24 protein-coding genes and 1 riboswitch are annotated in these 22,495 nt (G+C 72.2%); of the genes, 11 read left to right on the forward strand and 13 right to left on the reverse strand.

Going from position 1 to position 22,495, the window contains the following annotated elements; translation table 11 throughout:
* Nucleotides 1-2 precede the first annotated feature (2 nt).
* Nucleotides 3-2,570: an FtsX-like permease family protein gene (locus ACZ49J_RS13080; protein WP_467457547.1), complete on the reverse strand. Its 2,568-nt coding sequence runs from the start codon at nt 2,568-2,570 to the stop codon at nt 3-5.
* Between the two features lie 4 nt (nt 2,571-2,574).
* Nucleotides 2,575-3,483: an ABC transporter ATP-binding protein gene (locus ACZ49J_RS13085; RefSeq protein ID WP_467457549.1), complete on the reverse strand. Its 909-nt coding sequence runs from the start codon at nt 3,481-3,483 to the stop codon at nt 2,575-2,577.
* A gap of 229 nt (nt 3,484-3,712) precedes the next feature.
* Between ACZ49J_RS13085 and ACZ49J_RS13090 the strand changes: the two genes are divergently transcribed.
* Both ACZ49J_RS13090 and ACZ49J_RS13095 read left to right on the forward strand, forming a co-directional pair.
* On the forward strand, nt 3,713-3,949 hold the full coding sequence (locus tag ACZ49J_RS13090) for an antitoxin (RefSeq protein ID WP_467457550.1): 237 nt from the start codon (nt 3,713-3,715) through the stop codon (nt 3,947-3,949).
* Nucleotides 3,950-3,953: 4 nt separating this feature from the next.
* Nucleotides 3,954-4,331: a fic family toxin-antitoxin system, toxin component gene (locus ACZ49J_RS13095; protein WP_467457552.1), complete on the forward strand. Its 378-nt coding sequence runs from the start codon at nt 3,954-3,956 to the stop codon at nt 4,329-4,331.
* Between the two features lie 95 nt (nt 4,332-4,426).
* On the opposite strand, the gene ACZ49J_RS13100 is transcribed toward ACZ49J_RS13095, so the two are convergent.
* Both ACZ49J_RS13100 and ACZ49J_RS13105 read right to left on the reverse strand, forming a co-directional pair.
* Nucleotides 4,427-5,095 (reverse strand): class I SAM-dependent methyltransferase, encoded by a 669-nt coding sequence (locus ACZ49J_RS13100; protein ID WP_467457553.1) that lies wholly within the window; start codon nt 5,093-5,095, stop codon nt 4,427-4,429.
* 160 nt (nt 5,096-5,255) lie between these two features.
* Nucleotides 5,256-5,942 (reverse strand): esterase/lipase family protein, encoded by a 687-nt coding sequence (locus ACZ49J_RS13105; protein ID WP_467457554.1) that lies wholly within the window; start codon nt 5,940-5,942, stop codon nt 5,256-5,258.
* A gap of 108 nt (nt 5,943-6,050) precedes the next feature.
* Between ACZ49J_RS13105 and ACZ49J_RS13110 the strand changes: the two genes are divergently transcribed.
* Complete coding sequence (locus ACZ49J_RS13110; protein WP_467457556.1) at nt 6,051-8,246, forward strand: helix-turn-helix transcriptional regulator; 2,196 nt, start codon at nt 6,051-6,053, stop codon at nt 8,244-8,246.
* Between the two features lie 632 nt (nt 8,247-8,878).
* Here ACZ49J_RS13110 and bioD read toward each other — a convergent pair.
* From bioD to bioB, 3 genes are read right to left on the reverse strand one after another with little or no spacing between them, the layout of a single operon-like run.
* Nucleotides 8,879-9,613 (reverse strand): dethiobiotin synthase, encoded by a 735-nt coding sequence (gene bioD / locus ACZ49J_RS13115; protein WP_467457557.1) that lies wholly within the window; start codon nt 9,611-9,613, stop codon nt 8,879-8,881.
* 2 nt (nt 9,614-9,615) lie between these two features.
* Nucleotides 9,616-10,896 (reverse strand): adenosylmethionine--8-amino-7-oxononanoate transaminase, encoded by a 1,281-nt coding sequence (locus ACZ49J_RS13120; protein WP_467457558.1) that lies wholly within the window; start codon nt 10,894-10,896, stop codon nt 9,616-9,618.
* Entirely contained in the window at nt 10,889-12,064 is a 1,176-nt protein-coding gene (bioB, locus tag ACZ49J_RS13125; protein ID WP_467457559.1) for a biotin synthase BioB, read from the reverse strand. The genes ACZ49J_RS13120 and bioB overlap by 8 nt, the downstream gene beginning before the upstream one ends.
* A 172-nt stretch (nt 12,065-12,236) precedes the next feature.
* On the opposite strand from bioB, the gene ACZ49J_RS13130 reads away from it, so the two are divergent.
* Nucleotides 12,237-13,364, forward strand: coding sequence for an 8-amino-7-oxononanoate synthase (locus ACZ49J_RS13130; RefSeq protein WP_467457560.1), 1,128 nt, complete (start codon nt 12,237-12,239; stop codon nt 13,362-13,364).
* A 91-nt stretch (nt 13,365-13,455) separates the two neighbouring features.
* On the opposite strand, the gene ACZ49J_RS13135 is transcribed toward ACZ49J_RS13130, so the two are convergent.
* Both ACZ49J_RS13135 and ACZ49J_RS13140 read right to left on the reverse strand, forming a co-directional pair.
* Nucleotides 13,456-13,686, reverse strand: coding sequence for a DUF397 domain-containing protein (locus ACZ49J_RS13135; RefSeq protein WP_467457561.1), 231 nt, complete (start codon nt 13,684-13,686; stop codon nt 13,456-13,458).
* Between the two features lie 10 nt (nt 13,687-13,696).
* Nucleotides 13,697-14,560: a helix-turn-helix domain-containing protein gene (locus ACZ49J_RS13140; RefSeq protein WP_467457563.1), complete on the reverse strand. Its 864-nt coding sequence runs from the start codon at nt 14,558-14,560 to the stop codon at nt 13,697-13,699.
* Between the two features lie 250 nt (nt 14,561-14,810).
* Here ACZ49J_RS13140 and ACZ49J_RS13145 point away from each other — a divergent pair, with 250 nt between their 5' ends.
* The gene (locus ACZ49J_RS13145) at nt 14,811-15,269 is read left to right on the forward strand and encodes an ATP-binding protein (RefSeq protein WP_467457564.1); all 459 of its coding nucleotides are present in this window, start codon (nt 14,811-14,813) and stop codon (nt 15,267-15,269) included.
* Nucleotides 15,270-15,304: 35 nt separating this feature from the next.
* Here ACZ49J_RS13145 and ACZ49J_RS13150 read toward each other — a convergent pair whose 3' ends face one another.
* The 4 genes from ACZ49J_RS13150 to ACZ49J_RS13165 form a co-directional block, all read right to left on the reverse strand.
* Complete coding sequence (locus tag ACZ49J_RS13150; RefSeq protein ID WP_467457565.1) at nt 15,305-15,847, reverse strand: DUF6328 family protein; 543 nt, start codon at nt 15,845-15,847, stop codon at nt 15,305-15,307.
* A gap of 162 nt (nt 15,848-16,009) precedes the next feature.
* Nucleotides 16,010-16,483, reverse strand: a complete 474-nt coding sequence (locus ACZ49J_RS13155; RefSeq protein WP_467457566.1) for a C40 family peptidase — start codon at nt 16,481-16,483, stop codon at nt 16,010-16,012.
* Nucleotides 16,484-16,486: 3 nt separating this feature from the next.
* Nucleotides 16,487-16,689, reverse strand: a riboswitch (cyclic di-AMP (ydaO/yuaA leader).
* 337 nt (nt 16,690-17,026) lie between these two features.
* Nucleotides 17,027-17,335, reverse strand: a complete 309-nt coding sequence (locus tag ACZ49J_RS13160) for a hypothetical protein (RefSeq protein ID WP_467457567.1) — start codon at nt 17,333-17,335, stop codon at nt 17,027-17,029.
* Between the two features lie 7 nt (nt 17,336-17,342).
* On the reverse strand, nt 17,343-17,978 hold the full coding sequence (locus ACZ49J_RS13165; protein WP_467457569.1) for an ATP-dependent Clp protease proteolytic subunit: 636 nt from the start codon (nt 17,976-17,978) through the stop codon (nt 17,343-17,345).
* A gap of 284 nt (nt 17,979-18,262) precedes the next feature.
* Here ACZ49J_RS13165 and ACZ49J_RS13170 point away from each other — a divergent pair, with 284 nt between their 5' ends.
* The 6 genes from ACZ49J_RS13170 to ACZ49J_RS13195 all read left to right on the forward strand — a co-directional run bounded on the left by ACZ49J_RS13170 (nt 18,263) and on the right by ACZ49J_RS13195 (nt 22,167).
* The gene (locus ACZ49J_RS13170; protein WP_467457576.1) at nt 18,263-18,580 is read left to right on the forward strand and encodes a lasso peptide biosynthesis B2 protein; all 318 of its coding nucleotides are present in this window, start codon (nt 18,263-18,265) and stop codon (nt 18,578-18,580) included.
* A gap of 60 nt (nt 18,581-18,640) precedes the next feature.
* Nucleotides 18,641-18,916 carry a type II toxin-antitoxin system Phd/YefM family antitoxin gene (locus ACZ49J_RS13175; protein ID WP_467457570.1) on the forward strand — a complete coding sequence of 92 codons (276 nt, stop codon included), beginning with the start codon at nt 18,641-18,643 and terminating at the stop codon, nt 18,914-18,916.
* 187 nt (nt 18,917-19,103) lie between these two features.
* A complete protein-coding gene (locus tag ACZ49J_RS13180; protein WP_010355509.1) occupies nt 19,104-19,406 on the forward strand; it encodes an urease subunit gamma in 303 nt (100 codons plus the stop codon).
* Nucleotides 19,407-19,423: 17 nt separating this feature from the next.
* Nucleotides 19,424-19,735: an urease subunit beta gene (locus ACZ49J_RS13185; protein ID WP_467457571.1), complete on the forward strand. Its 312-nt coding sequence runs from the start codon at nt 19,424-19,426 to the stop codon at nt 19,733-19,735.
* Complete coding sequence (locus tag ACZ49J_RS13190) at nt 19,728-21,449, forward strand: urease subunit alpha (RefSeq protein ID WP_467457572.1); 1,722 nt, start codon at nt 19,728-19,730, stop codon at nt 21,447-21,449. The genes ACZ49J_RS13185 and ACZ49J_RS13190 overlap by 8 nt, the downstream gene beginning before the upstream one ends.
* A 34-nt stretch (nt 21,450-21,483) precedes the next feature.
* Nucleotides 21,484-22,167 carry an urease accessory protein UreF gene (locus ACZ49J_RS13195; protein WP_467457578.1) on the forward strand — a complete coding sequence of 228 codons (684 nt, stop codon included), beginning with the start codon at nt 21,484-21,486 and terminating at the stop codon, nt 22,165-22,167.
* Nucleotides 22,168-22,495 lie beyond the last annotated feature (328 nt).

Consider the following 22,495-nt stretch of genomic DNA (forward strand, 5'->3'; position numbering starts at 1 on the left):
CATCACTCGTGCGCGATCGCCGCCAGTACGTTCATCCGCGAGGCACGCAGCGCGGGGAGCAGCGCCGCCGCGACGCCCACGAGGGCCGATCCGATCACCACCGCGATCACCGTGCCCCAGGGGATGGCCAGCGCCCTCATTCCCTGCAGTGCCAGCACCTGCTGGACGCACACGCCCCACACCAGCCCCAGCGCCAGTCCGAGGACCGCGCCGAACACGGCGATCACCACCGACTCCAGCCGGATCATCCGCCGCAGCTGGCGCCGGGCGAGCCCGATCGCCCGCAGCAGCCCGATCTCGCGGGTGCGCTCGACCACCGAAAGAGCCAGGGTGTTGACCACGCCGAGCACCGCGATGATGATCGCCAGGCCGAGCAGCGCGTAGACGAGGTAGAGCAGCACGGCGATCTGGCCCCGGATCAGCTCCTTGTAGTCGGCCTGGTCGCGGACCTGCACCTGCGGATACGGGTCGAGGGTCTTCTCCAGGCGTGAGCGGAGCTGGTCGACGCTCGTTCCGGAGGCGGCGTTCACGTACAGCGCCGAGTCCTGGCCGCCCGGCACGTACTTCTCCATGGTGGCGAAGCCGAAGTACAGCCCGCCCTGCGTGCCGAAGCCGTCGCCGGTGTCCTGGTCGGTGAGCGCGGCCACCTCCAGCTCGGCCCGCCGGCCGGCCGGGAACTCCACCGGGACCGTGGTGCCGATCCTCACGCCGTGGTCCTTCGCGAACTCCGCGTCCATGGCGAGGTGCCCGTCCGCGAGGGCGGCGGCGGTGTCGCCCTCGGCGTACGCGACGTGGGCGACCTCGTCGAGCCGGGGGTCGTACCCGGCAGCCGTCGTCTCGACCCGCTTGCCGTCCGGCAGCCGTACCGCGACCGGCGAGAACCGTTGCCGCACGACCAGCCCGGCCCCCTCGGTGGCGCGGATCCTGTCGGTGACCTCCTGCGGGAACGGCTGGAAGTTCTGGTTCTGGACGACGAAGTCGGCGCCCAGCGTCTTGTCGATCTGCTGGTCGAACGACTTGGTCATGGAGGCGCTGGCCACGGACATCCCGCCGACCAGCGCGAGCCCCACCATCAGCGCGGCCGCGGTGGCACCCGTGCGCCGCGGGTTGCGCAGGGCGTTGCGCTGGCTCATCCGCCCGACCGAGCCGAACAGCACGGGGAAGGCCCCGCCCAGCACCCGGATCACCGGCCGCACCAGGAGCGGTCCCGCGATCACGGTCGCGACGAGCGTCAGAACCACGCCGAGGCCCAGCAGCGAGGCCGCCGACCCGGTGTCCGTCGAGACCGCGCACCCGGCCAGTGCGGCGGCACCGGCCGCGCCGACGACCGCACCGGCCACCGCGCGGACCCGCAGCGGCCGCCCCACCCCGGCGATCTCGGCGTCGGCGAGCGCCGCCATCGGCGACACCGCCGCCGCCCGCCGCGCCGGAAGGTACGCCGCGACGAACGTGACGCCGACGCCGACGACGTACGCCGAGACCGGAGTGGCCCAGCCGATCACGATCTCCGTGGACTTGAGGTTCATCCCGAACGCGCCCATGAGCTCGATCAGCCCGAAGGCCAGCCCGATGCCCGCCGCGAGCCCCAGCGTCGAACCGACCAGGCCGAGCAGCGTCGCCTCGGTGAGTACGGACCGGCGCACCTGCCGCCGGTCGGCGCCGAGGGCCCGCAGCAGTCCCAGCTCACGGGTGCGCTGGGCGATCAGCATCGAGAACGTGTTGACGATCAGGAAGATGCCGACGAGGACGGCGATGCCCGCGAAGCCGAGCATGACGTACTTGATCACGTCGAGGAAGCCGCCGAGCGAGGCCGCGGACGACTCCGCCTGCTCGTCGGCGGTCTGGTACTCGTACGTGCCGCGACCGAGCTCGGCGGCGATGCGCTGCTTGAGCACGGAGTCGCTGACCCCGGACGCGGCGGTCACCGAGATCCCGGTGGCGGCGTCGGGCGAACCGAGCAGTTCGCTCTGCGCCGTACGCGTGTCGAGGAAGACGAGCACGGCGCCCGGATTGGTGGCGGTGAAGGTGGCGATGCCGACGATCTCCACCTTGAAGGAGCCCGGCTGGGCGAGCACCGTCAGGGTGTCGCCGATCGTCACGTCCTTCTTCTTCGCGGTGTCCGCGTCGAGGAGCGCCTGGCCGGGCCCTTCCGGCGCGTGCCCGGAGGTGAGCTTCACCGGGCTGCGGTCGGTGACGTACCAGTTGGTGGCGATGGTGGGGGCGCCCGTCGTCGGGCCCACGGACTCGTTGTCGCGGTCGACGACCGTGATGTTCTCCACGGAGACGTCGACATGCGTGTCCGCGACGCCGTCGATCCCGGTGATCCGCCGGGCCAGCGACGCGGGCACGGTCGGCGTCGCACCCGACGGGATCTGTGACGTGAGGTCCTCCTTGGGGGTCACGGTCACGTCGGCCGAGGTGGAGGCGAACAGCCGGTCGAAGGTGCGGGTGACCGTGTCCGAGAAGATCAGGCTTCCCGCGACGAAGGCCACGGACAGCAGAACGGCCAGTGCGGACAGCAGCAGCCGGCCCTTGTGTGCGAGAAAGCTCCGCAGCGTCGCCTTGAGCACGGCCTCAGTCCTTGTCGGGGGAGCCTTCGGGGGATATCGCGGGGCGTACGTCGTGCGGGGCGGCGCCCGGGGGCGGACCCGAGGTGGCACCTTCGCCGTCAGTGGCCGCCCGGGTGGTGTCGAATCCGGGGGTCTGGGGGTTCCCCCCAGCAAAGAGGCGCATGCGCTCCAGCACGGCCTCCGCGGTGGGGCGCTCCATCTCGTCCACGATGCGCCCGTCCGCCAGGAAGAGCACCAGGTCGGAGTGGGCGGCGGCGCCGGGGTCGTGGGTGACCATCACGACGGTCTGGCCGAGGTCGTCGACCGCCTGGCGCAGGAAGCCGAGCACTTCGAGGCCGGCCCGTGAGTCGAGGTTGCCGGTCGGCTCGTCGGCGAAGATCAGCTCGGGGCGGGAGGCGAGTGCCCGGGCGCAGGCCACGCGCTGCTGCTGCCCGCCGGAGAGCTGGGAGGGCCGGTGCCCCAGGCGGGCGCGCAGCCCCAGGGTGTCGATGACCTCGTCCAGCCACTTCTGGTCGGGCTTCTGGCCCGCGATGTCCATGGGGAGGGTGATGTTCTCGGCCGCGTTCAGCGTCGGTATCAGGTTGAACGACTGGAACATGAACCCGATCCGGTCCCGCCTGAGCCGGGTCAGGTCCCGCTCCTTCAGCCCGGTGATCTCGGTGTCACCGAGCCACACCTGACCGGCCGAGACGGTGTCGAGCCCCGCCAGGCAGTGCATCAAGGTGGACTTGCCCGAGCCGGACGGGCCCATGACGGCGGTGAAACGACCGCGCGCGATGTCCACATCCACCGCGTCGAGGGCGAGCACGGTCGTCTCGCCCGAGCCGTACGCCTTCGTCAGGCCCCGCGCGCGGGCGGCGATCCCGTGGGCCTCCGCGCGGCCGGGGGCGTGCTCCGGAGCAGCTGTCGGCAAGGCGGCCTCCTAGGTCGGGCCAGGTCGAATGCGGTGTTATGGGGACGGACCCTGGTGTCCCGGCCCGAGCGTAGTGTGATCCAACGCACACCTGGAATCCTCCGGAAGGCCCAGACGTCCTCCGTCGCAGGTCGGTTCCCTGATAAGCATGTAAGGGGCACTCAAAGTGGGTGCACACCGGCTACGGTTCCCCTTGCCGTTGCTAGCAATCCGGCGCTAGCTTCGAGGTATGGCCAAGACCCAGCTGAACGTGCGGGTGGACGAGGACACGGCCCGCGCCGCCCGAGAGCGAGCCCTGGAGCGTGGGATGAGCGTCAACCGCTACATCGAGGAGCTGGTGCGACAGGACACCGGCGAGGTGGGACACACCTTCGTCGAAGCCGCCGCCGACTTCATGAAGCAGTACGAGAGTGTCTTCGCCGACGAATTCGGAGCGGAGCGCGAAGGCCGCCGAGGACAGCACTGAACCCTTGAGCAATCTCAGCATCGACCTCGCCTGGCTCCTGATGATCGCCGAACAGAAGACGCCCGGAGACCCCCAGGTCACCGACTGGGGCGCCCTCGTCGCGGCCGTCGCCCGGCACCAGGCGGAAATCTTCGACGTCCCTGTCTACGACACTCCGCACGCCCGCGCCGCCGCCCTGCTGCAACTCCTCTTACACGTCCCGGCCCTCGAACGCTCCAACGCCCTGTTCGCCTCCGCGGTCGCGTACGCCTACCTCGTCGCCAGCGGAGTGAAGGTCACCACGTCGCCCGTCCAGGTACGGGACCTGGCCCGACTGGTGAAGAGCGGCGAGGCGACCCTGGGCGACATCGCGGCCGAGCTCAGGCGGTGGAGCGCCCCGTAAGGGGTGCGCCCGAAGGGGCGCGGGGCTGTGTCGATATGCGGCTCCGCCGCGTGGGCGCGAGCAACCACAGACGACAGGCCGTCTCGAAACAAGGCTCAGCCACCCCTTTCGTCGAGTTCAGCCCGCCGAGCCGCACCAAGCACGCAGTACGACGTAGGCACACGAGGCCCCTTCTCGGGCACCACGAAACTCCGGTACACCCCCACCTCGAACCCCGCGGAGCGCACCGCCCCGAGAGGGTCCCGTGCCGTATGGCACCCCCCGAACAGCAGCGGCCACACCGTACGGTCCAGCACTCGCTGAGTCGTCCTCATCGCACGCCCGCCCCCCGCGCCGTGCTCGAAGAACCGGAGCTCCCCGCCGGGCCGCAGCACACGCCGTACCTCCGACAGGGCCCGGCGCACGTCCCGCACACTGCACAGCACCAGCGACATCACGGCCGCGTCGAAGGCCTCGCTCTTGACCGGCAGAGCCTCCGCCGCCCCCGGCACGACGTCGACCGGGACCTCGGCGCGCCGGGCCGCGTCCACGGCCAGTCGGCGCAGCACGCGCTCCGGTTCGATCGCCACGACCTCGGAGACGGTGGCCGGGTAGTGCGTGAAGTTCAGTCCGTTGCCCGCCCCGATCTCGATGACCCGTCCCGAGAGACCGGCGAGCAACTCCCCGCGGTAGGGGCCCACCTGTTTCTCGGCCGCCTCGCTGAAACGGGCGTAGAACCGGGCGAAGAGGGGGTGGTGCACGGCGTCCTTGGCGGCGCGGGCCATGGCGGACCTCCTGAGGAGGGCGGCAGTTACCGCGATTGTCCCCCGCCGCGACCCGGCTCACCCGTCGTGCCTGTGTGCCGGGAACACGCGACCGCCCGCGCCGCCGGGCCCGGCACCGTCAGAGGCCGGACCCGGCAGCGCGCTCCCGCGAGGGGGCCGATCAGGCGACGAAGTTCCGCACCTGCTCGTAGATCCCGTGGTCGTTGTTCATGTCCGTGTGCGAGACGCAGCCGACCTCGACGTTCGTCGCCCCGCTGAGGATGGCCGTGGTGTCCGGGGTGAGCGCGTCGTCGCAGTTCGACCAGTAGCTCGCGTACGAGACGCTGCCCGGCGTCTCGTCACCGGAGTTGAGCGCGGTCAGGAAGGAACTGCCGGTGTACATCTCGTTGCAGGACGTGTAGAGCCACCGGCACCAGCCCGCCACGGTCGTGCCGTGGTTCACCCCGGCGGTGGAGACGAAGTCGTCGACGTACGCGGTCCCGCCGAGGTTCTTGAGGTAGTACCGGGCACTGAGCGCGCCCATCGAGTGGACGACCAGGTCGACCTTCGAGGCACCGGTCCGGGCGAGCACGTTCTTGATCTCGGTGGACAACTGCTGTGCCGTGGTGGCGTTGGACTGGCTCCAGTCGTACGACCAGGCGTCCAGCTCCGACGACGTGTAGCCGTCGGCCAGGAAGTAGCCGCGCCACTCGTCCCAGCTGCTCGCGGAACTGCTGAGGCCGTGGACGAAGACGACGGGGTTGTGGGCCGCGGCACGGGCGGGGGCCGCGGAGAAGGTGAGTGACAGAAGGAGCGTTGAGGCCACGGTCGCGAGGGCCGTGGCGATGCGACGCATGCGGCGTTGCATGAAGCCTCCTGAAACGGGTGGGGTTGCCTGGAGTGTCAGGCGGGTCTACGCGCGCCGCATCGGTGAAATCGCCGGTCTTTACCTGTCGGTTAACTCGCAAGTAACGTGATGAGCGTGGTGACTCCGGTGAACCGCCCACGCCTTCCGCATCCCTCGCCACCGCCCCCCGTGACCGCGTGGCCGAGTCCGGACGCCCCGCTGTCCGAGGGCGTCCGTGTCCGTGTCCTGCGCGCCGCCCACGGAGACCCCCGCGCGGCCGTCGAACTCGCCTCCGTGCTGACCGACCGCCAGTTGACGGGCCTCGACCCGCTCCCCGCCGAACCCGCCGCCCTCGCGCCCGCGCTGCTGCGGGCCCACCGGCAGGAGATCCGGGCCCTGCCCGACGACACCCGGTTCCTGCTGCTGCTCGCCGCGGCCGACCAGTACCCCGTCGCCACCCACGCCTTCCCGCGGGCCGTCACCGCCGCCCGGCTCGACACCCGCCCCCTCGACGAGGCAGAGGCGGCGGGGCTCGCCCACACCACGGCCGGCGGCGTCGTCTTCCGGGACCCGTGGACCCGTATCGCCGCGTACGAGACCGCCTCCGCCAACGACCGCCGGGAAGCCCACCAGCTCCTCGCCCGCGTCCTGGGCGGCGAGAGCGAGGGCCCCCGCCGCTCCTGGCACCGGGGCGCCGCGGCCCTCGGCCCCAGCCGCCGACTGGCCGCCGAACTGGGCCAGGCGGCGGGCGACGCGCGCGAGTCCGGCGAACCAGCCCTGGCCTGCGCCCTCGCCGAACGCGCCGCCGCCCTCTCGCCCGAACCGGCCGAGCGTGCCCGGCTCCTGGCCCGCGCCGCCGCCGACGCCTGGCGGTCGGGGGACGGCGACCGCGCCCGCCGCCTCGTGGCCGCCACCGACGACGGCGCCCTCGGCGGACTGCTCGCCCTCCGCGCGGGAAACGCGGCCGAGGCCTTCGACGCGCTGCTCACGGCCACTGTGGCGCGGGGCCGGGAGAACCCCTCCGGTGCCGCCGCGCACCTGCTGGCACGTGCCACCGAGGCCGCCATCTACACGGGTGACCTGCGCCGCTGCCGGGAGGCCGCCGCCGTCGCCGACCACCTCGGGATCGTGGCGCCCGGCACGCTGGAGGGACTGGCCGCCGCGTTCGAAGGGCGGTACGACGACGCACGCGACGCACTCAAGGCCGCCGCGGGCCGCTGCGGACCCGGTGGCGACCCCACCCTGCTGATCCACACCGGGATCGCCGCGCTGCTCCTCGGCGACCACACGCAGGCCGCGACCGCCACCGTCCGTGCCGCCGCCTCCGCCCGGAGCAGGGGCGAGGAGATCACCGTCCCGCAGGCCATGGAGTTCCGGGCGTACGCCGACTTCTGGACCGGGCGCCCACGGGCCGCCGAAGCCGGAGCGGTCGAGTCGCTGCGGCAGGCGTACGCCACCGGACAGGACAACGGCGCCTGTCATCTCCAGGCCGCCCTCGCGATGTTCGCCGCCGTCACCGGGGACGAGGAGGTCTGCCGCGAGCGCGCCGAGGCCGCCCGCTCCTACGCCCTGGGCCGCGGGCTCGGGCTCCCCGCCGCCCTGGCCATGTACGCGCTCGCCTTCCTGGACCTCAGCACCGGCCGCTACGAGGCCTCGGCCGCCCGGCTGCGCGCTCTCGCCGGGTTCGGGCCCGGCCACGGCCACCGGGCGATCCGGCACATCGCGACCCCGCACTACGTCGAGGCCGCCGTCCGTACCGGCGACACCCGGGTGGCCCGTGCCGCGCACGCCGACTACGACCACTGGGCGCGCACCGTCCGCAGCCCGGACGATCTGGCCCTGAGCGCCCGTTGCCGTGCCCTGCTGGCCACGGGGGAGGAGGCAGTCGAGCACTACCGGGCGGCCCTCGACCTGCATGCCTCCGGCACCCGTGACTTCGAACGTGCCCGCACCGAGCTGCTGTTCGGGGGTGCGCTGCGGCGGCTGCGCCACCGGGCCCTGGCCCGCGACCGGCTGCACAGCGCGCTGGAGGCCTTCGAGCACTTCGGCTCTCCGCACTGCGCCGCGCAGGCCAGGGCGGAGCTCCGTGCCCTCGGCGAGCGCGCGCCGTCCACGCCCGGGCCCGACGATCTCGCCGCCCGGCTGACCGCTCAGCAGCTGATGGTGGCCCGTATGGCGGCCGACGGGGCCACGAACCGGGAGATCGCCGCGCGGCTGCTGCTGAGTCCGCGGACCATCGATCACCATCTGCGGGGGGTGTTCTCCCGGTTGGGGATCCGGTCGCGGATCGAGCTGGTGCGGTTGCTGGGGGAGGACGACGGCTGAGGTGGTGGGGGTGGGTTTTCTCGCCCCCGCCGCCCCTACCCGTCCCATCCTGTCCCTGGGGGCTGCGCCCCCAGACCCCCGCATCGGCCTTCGGCCTCGTCCTCAAACGCCGGACGGGCTGGATATGCCTGGCACCACCCAGCCCACGGCACCATCCAGCCCCGCCGCGCACCATCCAGCCCCTCCGGCGTTTGAGGAGCGGGGTTCCGGGGGCCGGCACCCGATCGCAGTCCGGGGCGGAGCCCCGAAAGGACGGGGGCCAGGGGGCGGCCCCGCAACCGGGTCCGGGGCGGAGCCCCGAAAGGATGGGGATCCGGGGGCGGCCCCGCAACCGGGTCCGGGGCGGAGCCCCGAAAGGATGGGGATCCGGGGGCGGCCCCCGCAACCGGGTCCGGGGCGGAGCCCCGAAAGGATGGGGATCCGGGGGCGGCCCCCGCAACCGGGTCCGGGGCGGAGCCCCGAAAGGACGGGGGTCCGGGGGCGGCCCCCGCAACCAGGTCCGGGGCGGAGCCCCGAAAAAGGATGGGGGTCCAGGGGGCGCAGCCCCCTTGGCGGGGTCGAAGGGGCGGAGCCCCTGGGGATGGGACGGGTAGGGGCGGCGGGGGCGCTTGCCGGCTTGGGCGGTCGCCTCGTCACACGCCGGACGGACCCGGGCCCGCCTCCCGTGTCGTGAAGGTCTCGCCGTCCCACACCCCGCCCAAGGCAGGTGCCAACCAGTTCCGTGCCTCCGTGCGGAAGTCGTCCGGATCACACGCGCCCACCCCCGCGGGCACCGCACCCAGCAACGGAGCCCCCGCCACCACCGGCAGGTCCGCGAGGTTGCAACGGGACGCCAGGTCCGGGGCGGCGGGCCAGCTGCCGATCACCACGCCCGTCAGATCGAGGCCCCGGGACCGCAGTTCGCGTGCTGTCAGCTCGGTCGTGTTCAGCGTGCCGAGGCCCGCCGAGGCGACGACCAGGACGGGGGCGTCCAGCAGGCGGGCCGTGTCCGCGAGGGTTCCGCCCGTCTCGTCGAACCGTACGAGCAGGCCGCCCGCGCCCTCGACCAGCACCAGGTCGTGGTCCGCGGCGAGCTTGGCCGCGGCCTGGGCCGCCTCCTCCGGACGGACCGGGGGAAGCCCGGACCGCCGCGCGGCCGTCGCCGGGGCCAACGGCTCGGGGTAACGGGCCAGTTCGAGCGTCGTCACGGTGCCCGCGAGCCGGGCCACCTCGTCGGCGTCGCCGCGTTCGCCGGGCCGCACGCCGGTTTGGGCGGGCTTGAGGACGGCGACCGATCGCCCGGCCGCGACGGCCACCGCGGCGACCGCGGCCGTGGTGACCGTCTTGCCGACCTCCGTGCCCGTGCCCGTGATCAGCAGGATCGGCATGCTCATCCTTCCCGTGCGGCCGCGCACACCGCGCGCGCGATCCGTGCCACGTCCGCGTCGCCGGTCACGTACGGCGGCATCGTGTAGACGAGGTCGCGGAACGGCCGCAGCCACACGCCCTCCCGCACCGCGGCCCGCGTCGCCGCCTTCATGTCCACCTCGTGGTCGAGCTGCACCACGCCGATGGCCCCGAGGACACGGACGTCCCGGACGCCCTCGATCCGCGCCGCCGGGGCGAGCCCGTCCCGCAGGCCCTCCTCGATCCGCTTCACCTCGGTCCGCCAGTCCTGCCCGAGGAGCAGGTCGATCGAGGCACACGCCACGGCCGCGGCAAGGGGATTGGCCATGAAGGTGGGGCCGTGCGCGAGCACCGGCACCTCACCCCGCGAGATGCCCTCGGCCACCCGCGTGGTGCACAGCGTCGCCGCCATCGTCATGTAGCCGCCGGTCAGCGCCTTGCCCACGCACATCACGTCCGGGGTCACGGCCGCGTGCTCCGCCGCGAACAACGCGCCCGTACGGCCGAAACCGGTCGCGATCTCGTCGAACACCAGCAGCACGTCGTGCGCGTCGCACGCCTCGCGCAGCACCCGCAGATAGGCGGGTGAGTGGAAGCGCATCCCACCCGCGCCCTGCACCACCGGTTCGACGATCACCGCGGCCAGCTCGCCGGCGTGCCGCCCGATCAGCGTGCGCAACTGCTCGGCGTACGGCTCCTCGTACGTGGCCGGAGGCGGGTCCGCGAACACCTGACGCGGCAGCACGCCCTGCCACAGCTCGTGCATCCCGCCCTCGGGATCGCACACCGACATCGGCTGCCAGGTGTCGCCGTGGTAGCCGCCGCGCCAGGTCAGCAGCCGCTGCTTGCCGGGGTGGCCGAGCGAACGCCAGTACTGCAGGCACATCTTGACCGCCACCTCGACCGACACCGAGCCGGAGTCGGCGAGGAAGACGTGTTCGAGGCCCTCCGGGGAGATGTCGACGAGCCGCTTGGCCAGCCGTACGGCGGGCTCGTGCGTGAGCCCGCCGAACATCACGTGGCTCATCCGCGCGAGCTGCTCGTGTGCCGCCTCGTTGAGCACCGGGTGGTTGTAGCCGTGGATGGCCGACCACCAGGACGACATCCCGTCCACCAACTCGCCCGAGCCGTCCGCCAGTCGCAGCCGCACCCCGCTCGCCGACTCCACGACGAGCGGCTCCTGCCGGCCGGGCATCGGGCCGTACGGGTGCCAGACGTGCCGCCGGTCGAGGGCCAGCAGTTCCGGTACGGGCAGGTCAGGCATTGGGCGCGAGATCCGTTCCGGCACCCCGGCGGCGTACGGCGACCAGGTCCGTACGGGCCTCCTGGACCGTGGGCGTGGTCGTCGTCCCAGGAGTGGAACCGCACACTCCCTGCGAGCCGCAGCCACCCTCGGTCTCGTGCGAGCCGCAGCCGCCCCCGGCCTGCGCCCGGTGCTCCGGCAGCGTCACCTGGTCCGTGCCCTCGACCTCGAAACCGGCGTCCGCGATCATCTCCAGGTCGGCCTTGCCGGCCTGGCCCTCGGTGGTCAGATAGTCACCGAGGAAGATCGAGTTGGCCAGGTTCAGGGCCAGCGGCTGCATCGTGCGCAGATGGACCTCGCGGCCGCCCGCGATCCGCACCTCGATGTCCGGGCAGACGAACCGCACCATCGCCAGGATGCGCAGACAGCGCTGCGGGGTGAGGTTCCACTCCTTGGCCAGCGGCGTGCCCTCCACCGGGATCAGGAAGTTGACCGGCACCGAGTCCGGGTCCAGCCGGCGGAGCGAGAACACCACGTCCACCAGGTCCTCGTCGCTCTCGCCCATGCCCGCGATGAGGCCGGAGCAGGCGGACAGACCGGCCGCGTGCGCCTTGTTCACGGTGTCGACACGGTCGGCGTAGGTGTGCGTGGTGGTGATGTCGCCGTACGTCGCCTCGGACGTGTTGAGGTTGTGGTTGTAGGCGTCCGCGCCCGCCTCGCGCAGCCGCTCGGCCTGGCCGTCGGAGAGCAGGCCGAGGCAGGCGCACACCTCGACGCCCTCGTTCTCGTCCTTGATCGCCTTGATGGTGGCGGAGACCCGGTCGACGTCCCGATCCGTCGGGCCCCGGCCACTGGCGACCAGGCAGACCCGCTTGGCGCCACCCGCCAAACCGGCGGCCGCCGCCTTCGAGGCCTCGTCCGGCTTGAGCCAGGTGTACTTGAGGATGCCGGCGGTGGAGCCGAGGCGCTGCGAGCAGTAGGAGCAGTCCTCCGGACACAGGCCCGATTTGAGGTTGACCAGGTAGTTGAGCTTCACCCGGCGGCCGAACCAGTGGCGGCGCACCTTGCCGGCCGCGGCCACCACGTCGAGCAGGTCGTCGTCGGAGGTGGCCAGTACGGCCAGCGCTTCCTCGCGGGTCGGCATCTCGCGCCGAAGCCCCTTGTCCACCAGCGTCGTCAGCAGGTCCATGAGAGCCGATCCTGTCCTACGGGTGCGCTCCGGGCCAAGGAGAGTTTGCACAACAGAGACGGTTCGACGTGTGGGTATTGCCACATCCTGCGTCGCTCGCCGCCCCGCTAGGGTCTGTGCACTGCCTACAAAGACACACGCCCGCACAGAGGCACGCCCGCTCGGAGGAACCATGGCGTTCGGCTGGATCGACGAACAGGCGGACGCGCGCCACCGTGCCGGACTGGTACGGACGTTGCGCCCGCGGCCCGCCGACTCACCGCTCCTCGACCTCGCGAGCAACGACTACCTGGGCCTGGCCCGGCACCCCGAGGTCGTCGAGGGCGCCGCCGAGGCCGCGCGGCGGTGGGGTGGCGGCTCGACCGGCTCCCGGCTCGTCACCGGCACGACCGAGCTGCACGGCGAGCTGGAGCGCGAGCTGGCCGGCTTCTGCGGCTTCGAGGCGGCCCTGGTCTTCTCCTCCGGGTACGCGGCCAACCTCGCCGCCGTCACCGCGCTGGCCCCGCACGGCTCGCTGATCGTCTCGGACGCGGGCAACCACGCCTCCCTCATCGACGGGTGCCGGCTGGCCCGGGGCACCACGCAGGTGGTGGGGCACGCCGACCCGGAGACCGTCCGCAAGGCGCTCGGTACTGGGGGCGGGCGTGCGCTGGTCGTGTCCGACACGGTGTTCTCGGTGGACGGCGACGCCGCCCCGCTGGACGAACTCGCCGTCGTCTGCCGGGAGTTCGGAGCCGGGCTGCTGGTGGACGACGCGCACGGGCTCGGCGTCCTGGGCGACGGAGGCCGGGGTGCTCCGTACGCGGCGGGGCTCGCGGGCGCGGAGGACGTCGTCGTGACGGTCACGCTGTCCAAGTCGCTGGGCAGTCAGGGCGGTGCCGTCCTCGGCCCGGCGCGGGTGATCGACCATCTGGTCAACGCGGCCCGCACCTTCATCTTCGACACCGGTCTGGCCCCGGCCGCCACCGGAGCGGCCCTCGCGGCGCTGCGGCTGCTGCGCCGGGAGCCGGAGCGCGCCGCGCGGGCGCGCACGGTGGCGACCGAGCTCCACACACGGCTGACGGCGTCGGGCCTTGAAGCGGTGCGGCCCGACGCCGCCGTGGTCTCCGTGCGCGCGCCGTCCCCCGAACAGGCGGTGCGGTGGGCGGCGGACTGCCGCACGGCCGGTCTCGCCGTCGGCTGCTTCCGCCCACCGTCCGTGCCCGACGGCATCTCAAGGCTGCGGCTGACCGCCCGCGGGGATCTCACCGACGGGCAACTCGACCGAGCCGTACGGGTGATCGGCGAGACGCGACCGTGAGTCGGCGTGCCACGGCCGTGCGTCGCGATCGGCGGGAGTGATCACGCGGACCTGAACGTGACCGTTGTCGTGGACGTGGTGGCCGGCGCGGTCACCGGAGTGCCGCGATGAACTCCTCCCAGGCCTCGGGGGCGAACAGCAGGGCGGGCCCGGCCGTGTTCTTCGAGTCGCGCACGGCGACCTGTCCGGCCCAGGGGCCGGGGCCCGGACGGGCCGTCTCGACGCAGTTGTTCATTCCGGTACTGCGGCTGCTGCGCAGCCACCGCACGTCGTGCAACGCGGTGCTTGAGGGGATGTTCCGAGGCGGTGGCAGTGCGGACATGGGTGCCTCCTTACGCGCCGGCGGCTATCCCGGCGATGTAATCCAACGATTCCTCGGGCGAAAGGGCGTGGATCTGAAGGGCGTTGAAGGCCTCGACATACGCCTGGAGTTCTTCTTTCCGCTCGAGGTAGAGGCTACTCGTCAGGTTGTCGAGAACAACCACGTCCAGATCAGTTGTGCTCGAAAATGAGAAGATGACGAAAGGACCGGTGATGCCCACATGCGCCCCAGCGGTGAACGGCAGCACCTGGAGTCGCACCTGGGGGAGAGCGGCCGCCTCCCTCAGCCGTCGCAACTGCCGCGCCATCACCTCTGGTCCGCCGACCTCCCGGCGCAGCACGGCCTCGTCCAGCAGCGCGTTCAGCTCCAGCGGAGGGTCCCCGTGCAGCACCTCCTGCCGCGCGATGCGCACCTCCACCAGCGTGTCCAGCTTGTCCTCGGGCAGGCCCTCCACCGCGGCACGGGTCACCGCCCGGGCGTACTCCGGGGTCTGGAGCAGCCCCGGCACCACCGAGGTCTCCAGCGTGCGCATGCCGCTGGCCTGGGATTCCAGGCTGATGAAGTCCCGGTAGGCGGGAGGCAGTACCCCGCGGTAGGCGTGCCACCAGTTCTGCCGTACGCCACCGCCGTCCTCGCTGCCCGCCAGGACCAGCAGCAGCTCCCGTAGCTCCGGATCCCGTACGTCGTACGCGTCGAGCAGCCGGCGTACGTCGGCCGGTTTCACTCCACTGGAGCCGGTCTCGATGCGGCTCACCTTCGACTGGTGCCAGCCGACGAGGCGCGCGGCCTCGACGCTGGTGAGGCCGACGCGGGTGCGCAGATCACGCAATTCGGCTCCCAGCTTGCGCCGGCGCACCGCCGGACCGTACTGCATGGGTCGTCTCCTTCCGCCCGGCCGCGGTGCCGGGGGCGACGGTAGAGGATGCACCGAAAGGCCCGCCCAAATACGGTCGGTCGTCGGAGAGTTCACCGCTTCGAGCGACAGATATATGCATATCTCGGTGGATCGGCACCGCGACGGCCCTGGTGATGGCAATCTGGCGCGAAGCACCAGTCCGGGACCGTACTCGAATCCATCCGCTCCGTGTCGGACTCCGGTCCCGTGGGAAAGGGACGACGTCGCCATGGCAGACCACCAGGAAGCATCCGTCACTCTGCCGAGCGATCCAGCCTCGGTCTCCGCGGCTCGCACATACGTCGCCACCGTGCTGGCCGAATGGGGCCTGCCGAGCGACACCGAAGTCGCGGACACCGTCCGGCTGATCGTGTCCGAACTCGCCACCAACGCCGTCCAGCACACGTTCGGGCTGTCACCCACGTTCACCGTGGACATCGCGCTCGACCGTGACGAGCAGCTGCGGATCGGCGTCACCGACAGCCACCCGCGCTTTCCGAAGCGCCTGCCCGCGGCCGTCCAGCAGGACAACGGCCGAGGCCTGGTCATCATCCGCTGGCTGACCGCCGAGTGCGGCGGCAGACTCAGCGTCAGACCCACCCGGGAGGGCGGCAAGACAGTGGCCATCGAACTGCCGTGGACGATCCCCGCCCAGCCGGTCACCGCCGCCGGGCAGAAGGAACCCTGAGGTCGCGCAGCGGCCGCCTCGCCCTTCTCGGCCGCTCACCGGCGTCCGGGCGGCGCCGCTTCCGGAGAGCGGGTGGGGGTGACGTCGGGACCCCGGCCGAGGCCTGACCGCCGGACGAAGCGGGGCAGCACCCACCACAGCGCGACACAGACGCCGAAGGCGCCGGCTCCCGCGGCGGCACCGGCACCCCGGTTCAGGGTCACGTCCACGACGAGCAGCACCGACCCCGTGAACGCCAGCGTGAGCACCATCAGGCCGACGCTGGCCAGCCGGGAGGAGACCTGGACGATGAGCGGCTTGGCGTTCTGCTGGAAGAGCGAGCGGTGCAGCGCGGCCGGGGCCGTGAAGAGCGCGGCCGCGAGGACCGCCAGCAGCAGTGTGGTGACGTAGGTGACGCGCTGCACCGTGTCGAGCGACGGGAAGCGCGGGGTGAACGCCAGGGTCAGCAGGAAGGCGAAGAGGATCTGGACACCGGTCTGGGTGACGCGCAGCTCCTGCAGGAGCTCGACGAAGTTGCGGTCGGCTCTCTCCAGGGGTGTCTCGTTGCGTCCCCAGTGCGCACTCTGGTGGTCGGACATGGATGAACGAGTAACCATCCCGGGCCGTGTCACGCACCGCGAGCCGCCGGCCAGGCACATCACAGCCCTGCGCGTCGCGGGCGGGCACGTCTCGGTCCGGCGCGTCGCGGGCGGGCCCCGAGGGGCGACGGCTGCCCTCACCGCCGTCGCCCCTCGGCCGGATCAGCGGACCCGGCCGTACCAGACGCTCTTCGTCCAGATCTTCTCCTTCTTCACGACCTCCCCGCTCTTCGGCGAGTGCCAGATCTTGCCCTTACCGGCGTAGATACCGACGTGGTAGACGTTCGAGCCCGAGTGGAAGAAGACGAGGTCTCCGGCCTTGCGGCTCTTGGCGGAGATGTGCTTCGTCTTGTTGTACTGCGCCTGCGCCGTACGGGGGAGCTTCTTGCCCGCCTTCTTGAACGAGTACAGCGTCAGCCCGGAGCAGTCGAACCTCTTGGGGCCCGCGGCGCCCCACTTGTAGGGGGAGCCCTTCTTCGAAGCCGCGACCTGCAGCGCCTTGGCCGCCGGTGTGGCCGCCTCGGCGTCCGACGCGATGCCGGGGGCCACGATGGTGCCGCCCACCGCGGCGATGGTGAGAGCCGAGGCCGTACCGGCCCGGGCCATGAGCGACGGGACACGATTGAGCGCAGTCATGCGCAACCCTTCGTCAGCCGCCTGTGAAGGATGACCTGTCGGATTCGGGCTGGCGAAGTTGCCCGGCCGCGTTGCCGCGGCTTCACCCCAAGGACTGCTCGGAACTGACGCTCCGGCGGCCCGTCGTGCTTGGGTCCTCCACTCCTGCCGATCCACTCCTGTCGACCGGTCACCCGGGCGGCGGCAGGACTCGGCGTCCGCCCGGATCGCCCCGCCGCGGTGGCGGGGGCTTGTCGTCAGGTACGGATCTTGACGCACGAATGTTGGAAACCGCGAACGGAATCGGCAGTTTGTGGGGTTACTCACCACTCGCCCGTTCGGGTGGACAGGCATCCGCGCACCCGGGAGTCAAGGAGGCCGACGAGCGCCGGACCAGCGGAGAAACGGTTGATTCCGCTGTTGTGGTACGCGTGTTGCGCAACTTTCCTGGGCCTGAGGAGGGATCGAAATCTGCCCCGTTCGCAGGTACGTCCTCTGGTCCGTTCGAGAACCGGGCCGGACGTCTCGTCAGTTCGTCGTGCGGCCCGGGCTCGTGCCGTCACGTCAGCTGCCGGGGCCGGGAGGCAGGGCGACGCGTGCCGCCCGGCGTTCCCCGTCGAGGACCCGCAGGGCCCGCGCGAGGGTCGTCGCGTGCATCTCGTTCTCACCTCGGGTGTGCATCAGTTCGAGTGCGTCGCGCAGGGCCGTCGCCTTGGGGACCAGGGCCTGGGCGGCGCGCAGCCCGCGGTAGGTGTCGCCGGGGCGGGCCGGGTTGATCCGGCCGAGCAGGTCGACCACGTCGAGGTAGCGGTCGATCAGCTCGGCCTCGGCGCGGGTCAGCGCGGGCAGTGGCGGCAGGTCGGGTGGGAGCATCGGCGGTTCACCTCGCGCCGGGCAGGGTGCTCGACGGCTTCCGGCTGGGCACGATCCGGTCCACCAGGCCGTACTCCACGGCTGCCCGGGCGTCCAGGATCTTGTCCCGCTCCATGTCGTCGCGCACCCGCTCGGCGCTCCGGCCGGTGTGCCGGGCGAGCATCTCCTCCAGCGTCCGGCGGTTGCGCATCAACTCGGCGGCCTGAATGGCCAGGTCGGACGCCTGCCCCTCGACCGGCTCGTGCAGCGCGGGTTGCTGGAGCAGCACACGGGCCCCCGGCAGTGCCGACCGCTTGCCCGGGGTGCCGGCGGCCAGCAGCACCGCGGCGACCGACGCCGCCTGCCCGAGACAGACGGTCTCCACGTCGCAGGTGACGAACTGGATCATGTCGTAGACGGCCGTCATCGCGCTGAACGAGCCACCCGGAGAGTTGATGTAGAGCGCGATGTCCCGGTCCGGCGACGCGTACTCGAGGTGCATGAACTGCGCCATCACGTCGTTCGCCGAGGTGTCGTCGATCGCCGTCCCGAGGAACACGATGCGCCCCTCCAGCAGCTTCGAGTACGGGTCCATCGTCCTGTGGCCCTCAGTCGTGCGTTCGGTGAACTCCGGCAGGACGTAGCGGGCGGACGGTCGGGTCATGGTGTACCCCTCCTCGCGGCAGAGCCGTGGTCCAGCACAGCGGTCTCTGTAAAAAATGTACAGGACGTACGTTGTCATCTCCGCTGTCGGGGCGAAACTCAAACCTGGCGTGGCCGGAGGTGGTGCGGTCGGCGTCGTGGTGGCGGTGGGTCGCCCTGCGCGACGCCAGGCCGGCCACCGTATGAGCACCCCGTTCGCCCTGGAGGGCGCCGGACCGCCGACCCGGCGGCGCCGCCTCGCCGCGCGGTGCGCCGTCGCTCTCGCCCGGCCGCCCGCCGCGCCGGATCCGTACGTCCTGTGCCTGGTCGGGGCCGGGCCGCTCCGGCGGCGCCGCGCAGGCGCGGGCGGCACGGGACGCCGTCGTCGCGGTCGGCACCCGCCGCGCCGGTCAGGGCTGTCCGCAGCGGTCCCTCACGACCGCGCTGCTGTGCCGGTTCGGCGGGGCGTGGCCGGTGTGGTGCACGGGCGTGCGCGCCGCGCCGTTCCGGGCCCATGCGCGGGTCGAGGCGGACGGAGCCCTCGTCGACGAACCGGAGCCGGCCGGCTACTGCACCTCCACGATGACGGTGCCGCCGCGCCGAGCCGCTCCACAGCGCTCCTGACCTGGGTGTTCGGTTCCTTCCACCGTCCGTACCCCGCGGGCGCCCCGTAAGCTGGGGGACATGGCCTACGAGATTCCGGTGACGCAAGCCAGGGCTGAACTCGCCGACCTGATCAACCGCGTGGTCTACGGCGGCGAGCGCGTCGTCGTGACGCGGCACGGGAAGCCCCTCGTCGCACTGGTCTCCGCCGCCGACCTGGAACGGCTGGAGGAGTCCGCAGCGACGGAGGAGCCGATGATCAGCTCGGTCTCCAGCGTCCGTGACGCCGGATCGCCCGCAGGGGAACGCCGGCGGTTCGGGATCGCGGCGGAGCATCGCGGGACCGGCGCCTCCTGACGGGCCCGGCCCCCGCCCGGCGCGCCCCGCTCGCCACCTCGCGGCGGCGCGCGGCCCACCGCGGGCCGGTTAACGTCGTTGAAACGCCACCCAACTAGCCTGCGCCCACGCCACCAGCGACTTTGCCCGGTGGCCGCGGCAACCGGACCCCGCACGGTCCGGAGCGAGGACTGTGAGGTGGGACGCCGTGCAACTGACCCCGCACGAGCAAGAGAGGCTGCTGATCCACGTGGCGGCCGATGTCGCCGAGAAGCGCCGGGCCCGCGGACTGAAGCTGAACCACCCCGAGGCAGTCGCACTCATCACGTCGCACATCCTCGAAGGCGCCCGTGACGGCCGTACAGTGGCCGAACTCATGGCGTCCGGGCGCAAGCTGCTCACCCGGGACGACGTCATGGAGGGCATCCCCGAGATGATCCACGACGTCCAGGTCGAGGCGACCTTCCCGGACGGCACCAAGCTCGTCACCGTCCACGACCCGATCGTCTGACGGGGGAGGGGCAGCTCATGATTCCCGGAGAGATCCTGTTCGACGACACCCCGATCGTCTACAACGAGGGTCGCGAGGTCACCCGGCTCACCGTCCTCAACGCCGCCGACCGCCCCGTCCAGGTCGGCTCCCACTACCACTTCGCCGAGGCCAACCCCGGCCTGGAGTTCGACCGCGCGGCGGCCCGCGGCAAGCGGCTGAACGTCGCCGCCGGCACCGCCGTGCGCTTCGAACCCGGAATCCCCGTCGACGTCGAACTCGTCCCGCTCACCGGCGCCCGCATCGTGCCCGGCCTGCGCGGTGAGACCGGAGGTGCCCTCGATGCCTGAGATCTCCCGCGCCGCGTACGCCGACCTGTTCGGCCCCACGACCGGCGACCGCATCCGGCTCGCCGACACCGATCTGCTGATCGAGATCGAGGAGGACCGCAGCGGCGGCCCCGGACTCGCCGGTGACGAGGCGGTGTTCGGCGGTGGCAAGGTCATCCGCGAATCCATGGGCCAGGCGCGCGCTACGCGCGCAGACGGCACCCCGGACACCGTCATCACCGGTGTCGTCATCGTCGACCACTGGGGCATCGTCAAGGCCGACGTCGGCATCCGCGACGGCCGGATCACCGGCATCGGCAAGGCCGGCAACCCCGACACCATGGACGGCGTGCACCCGGACCTGGTCATCGGCCCGGAGACCGAGGTCATCGCGGGCAACGGGCGCATCCTGACCGCCGGCGCGATCGACGCGCACGTGCACTTCATCTGCCCGCAGATCGCCGACGAGGCACTGTCGGCGGGTGTCACGACGCTGGTCGGCGGTGGCACGGGCCCGGCCGAGGGATCCAAGGCCACGACGGTGACGCCCGGTCCGTGGCATCTGGCGCGGATGCTGGAGGCGATGGAGCAGTACCCGCTCAACATCGGTTTCCTCGGCAAGGGCAACACCGTCTCGCACGAGGCGATGCTCTCGCAGATCCGCGGGGGCGCGCTGGGGCTGAAGCTGCACGAGGACTGGGGCTCGACCCCGGCCGTCATCGACGCGTCCCTGACCGTCGCCGAGCGGACCGGCATCCAGGTCGCCATCCACACCGACACGCTGAACGAGGCCGGGTTCGTCGGTGACACGTTGGCCGCCATCGCCGGCCGCGGCATCCACGCCTACCACACGGAGGGCGCGGGCGGCGGGCACGCGCCCGACATCATGACCGTGGTCTCCGAGCCGTACGTGCTGCCGAGTTCCACCAACCCGACCCGGCCGTACACCGTCAACACCGCCGAGGAACACCTCGACATGCTGATGGTGTGCCACCACCTCAACCCCGCCGTGCCGGAGGACCTGGCCTTCGCCGAGTCGCGGATCCGGCCGTCCACCATCGGGGCGGAGGACATACTCCACGACCTCGGCGCCATCTCGATCATTTCGTCCGACTCCCAGGCCATGGGGCGTGTGGGTGAGGTCGTCCTGCGGACCTGGCAGACCGCGCACGTGATGAAGGGGCGGCGGGGCGCGCTGCCCGGTGACGGGCGTGCGGACAACCGCCGGGTGCGTCGCTATGTCGCCAAGTACACGATCAACCCGGCGCTCGCGCAGGGGCTCGCGGGCGAGGTCGGTTCCGTGGAGACCGGCAAGCTCGCCGACCTGGTGCTGTGGGAGCCCGCGTTCTTCGGGGTCAAGCCGCATCTCGTCCTCAAGGGCGGCCAGATCGCGTACGCGCAGATGGGCGACGCCAACGCCTCGATCCCGACGCCGCAGCCGATCCTCCCGCGGCCCATGTACGGGGCGATCGGGCGGGCACCCGCCGCCAACTCGTTCAACTTCGTGGCGCCGCTCGCCATCGAGGACGGGCTGCCGGAGCGGCTCGCGCTCGGCAAGCGGTTCGTCGCGATCGAGTCGACGCGGGGGGTCACCAAGGCCGACATGCGGGAGAACGACGCGCGGCCCGACGTACGGGTCGACCCCGACAGCTTCGCCGTGCACATCGACGGAGAGCTGGTGGAGGCGACGCCCGCCGCCGAACTGCCCATGGCCCAGCGGTACTTCCTCTTCTGAGGCCGGACCAGGGCGAGGTGGATGACGGATGGCGATGTCACGGGCCGCACTGCTCGTTCTGGCCGACGGTCGGTTTCCCGCCGGAGGGCACGCGCACTCCGGCGGGGCCGAGGCGGCCGTCAAGGCGGGGCGGATCACCGGTGCCTCGGGGGCGGCGGAGCTGGAGGAGTTCTGCCGGGGGCGGCTGCACACGGCCGGACTGGTCTCGGCGGGACTGGCCGCGGCGGCCGCGCTCGGAGTCGATCCGGTGGAGCTGGACGGCGCCGCGGACGCGCGTACGCCGTCCGCCGCGCTGCGGGGTGCCGCGCGGAAGCTGGGGCGGCAGTTGATGCGGGCGGCTCGTGCCACGTGGCCCTCCGCCGAACTCGACGCGCTCGCAAGGGAGTTTCCGAAGGGGGCGCATCAGCCCGTGGTGCTCGGGGTGACAGCGCGGGCCGCGGGGCTGGGGGCGGAGGACGCGGCGTACTGCTCCGTGTACGAGTGTGTGAGCGGGCCGGCCACCGCGACGGTGCGGTTGCTCAGTCTTGATCCGTTCGAAGCGACGGGGGTGCTGGCTCGGTTGGCTCCTGAGATGGATCTAGTGGTGCGGCAGGCGGTGGAGGCGGCCCGGAGGGTGGTGGGTGAGGGGGTTGACGCCTTGCCTGCGGCTTCGGGTCCGTTGCTGGAGATCAGTGCGGAGGTGCATGCGGGGTGGCCCGTGCGGTTGTTCGCCTCGTAGGGTTCTCGCCCCCGCCGCCCCCACCCGTCCCGTCCCCTGGGGGCTGCGCCCCCAGACCCCCCTGTCGGCCTTCGGCCTCGTCCTCAAACGCCGGACGGGCTGGATGCACCTGGCCTCGCCTGAAATCCCAGCCCCGGCCGGGAAACCCCAGCCCCGGCGGGCAAATCCCAGCCGCGGCCGGGGGCCCAGCCCTGGCGGGGAGATCCGAGCCGCGGTCGGGGGCCCAGCCGTGGCGGGGAGATCCGAGCCGCGGTCGGGGGCCCAGCCGTGGCGGGGAGATCCGAGCCGCGGTCGGGGGCCCAGCCGTGGCGGGGAGATCCGAGCCGCG

This window comes from Streptomyces sp. NPDC030840 (genome assembly GCF_055572015.1).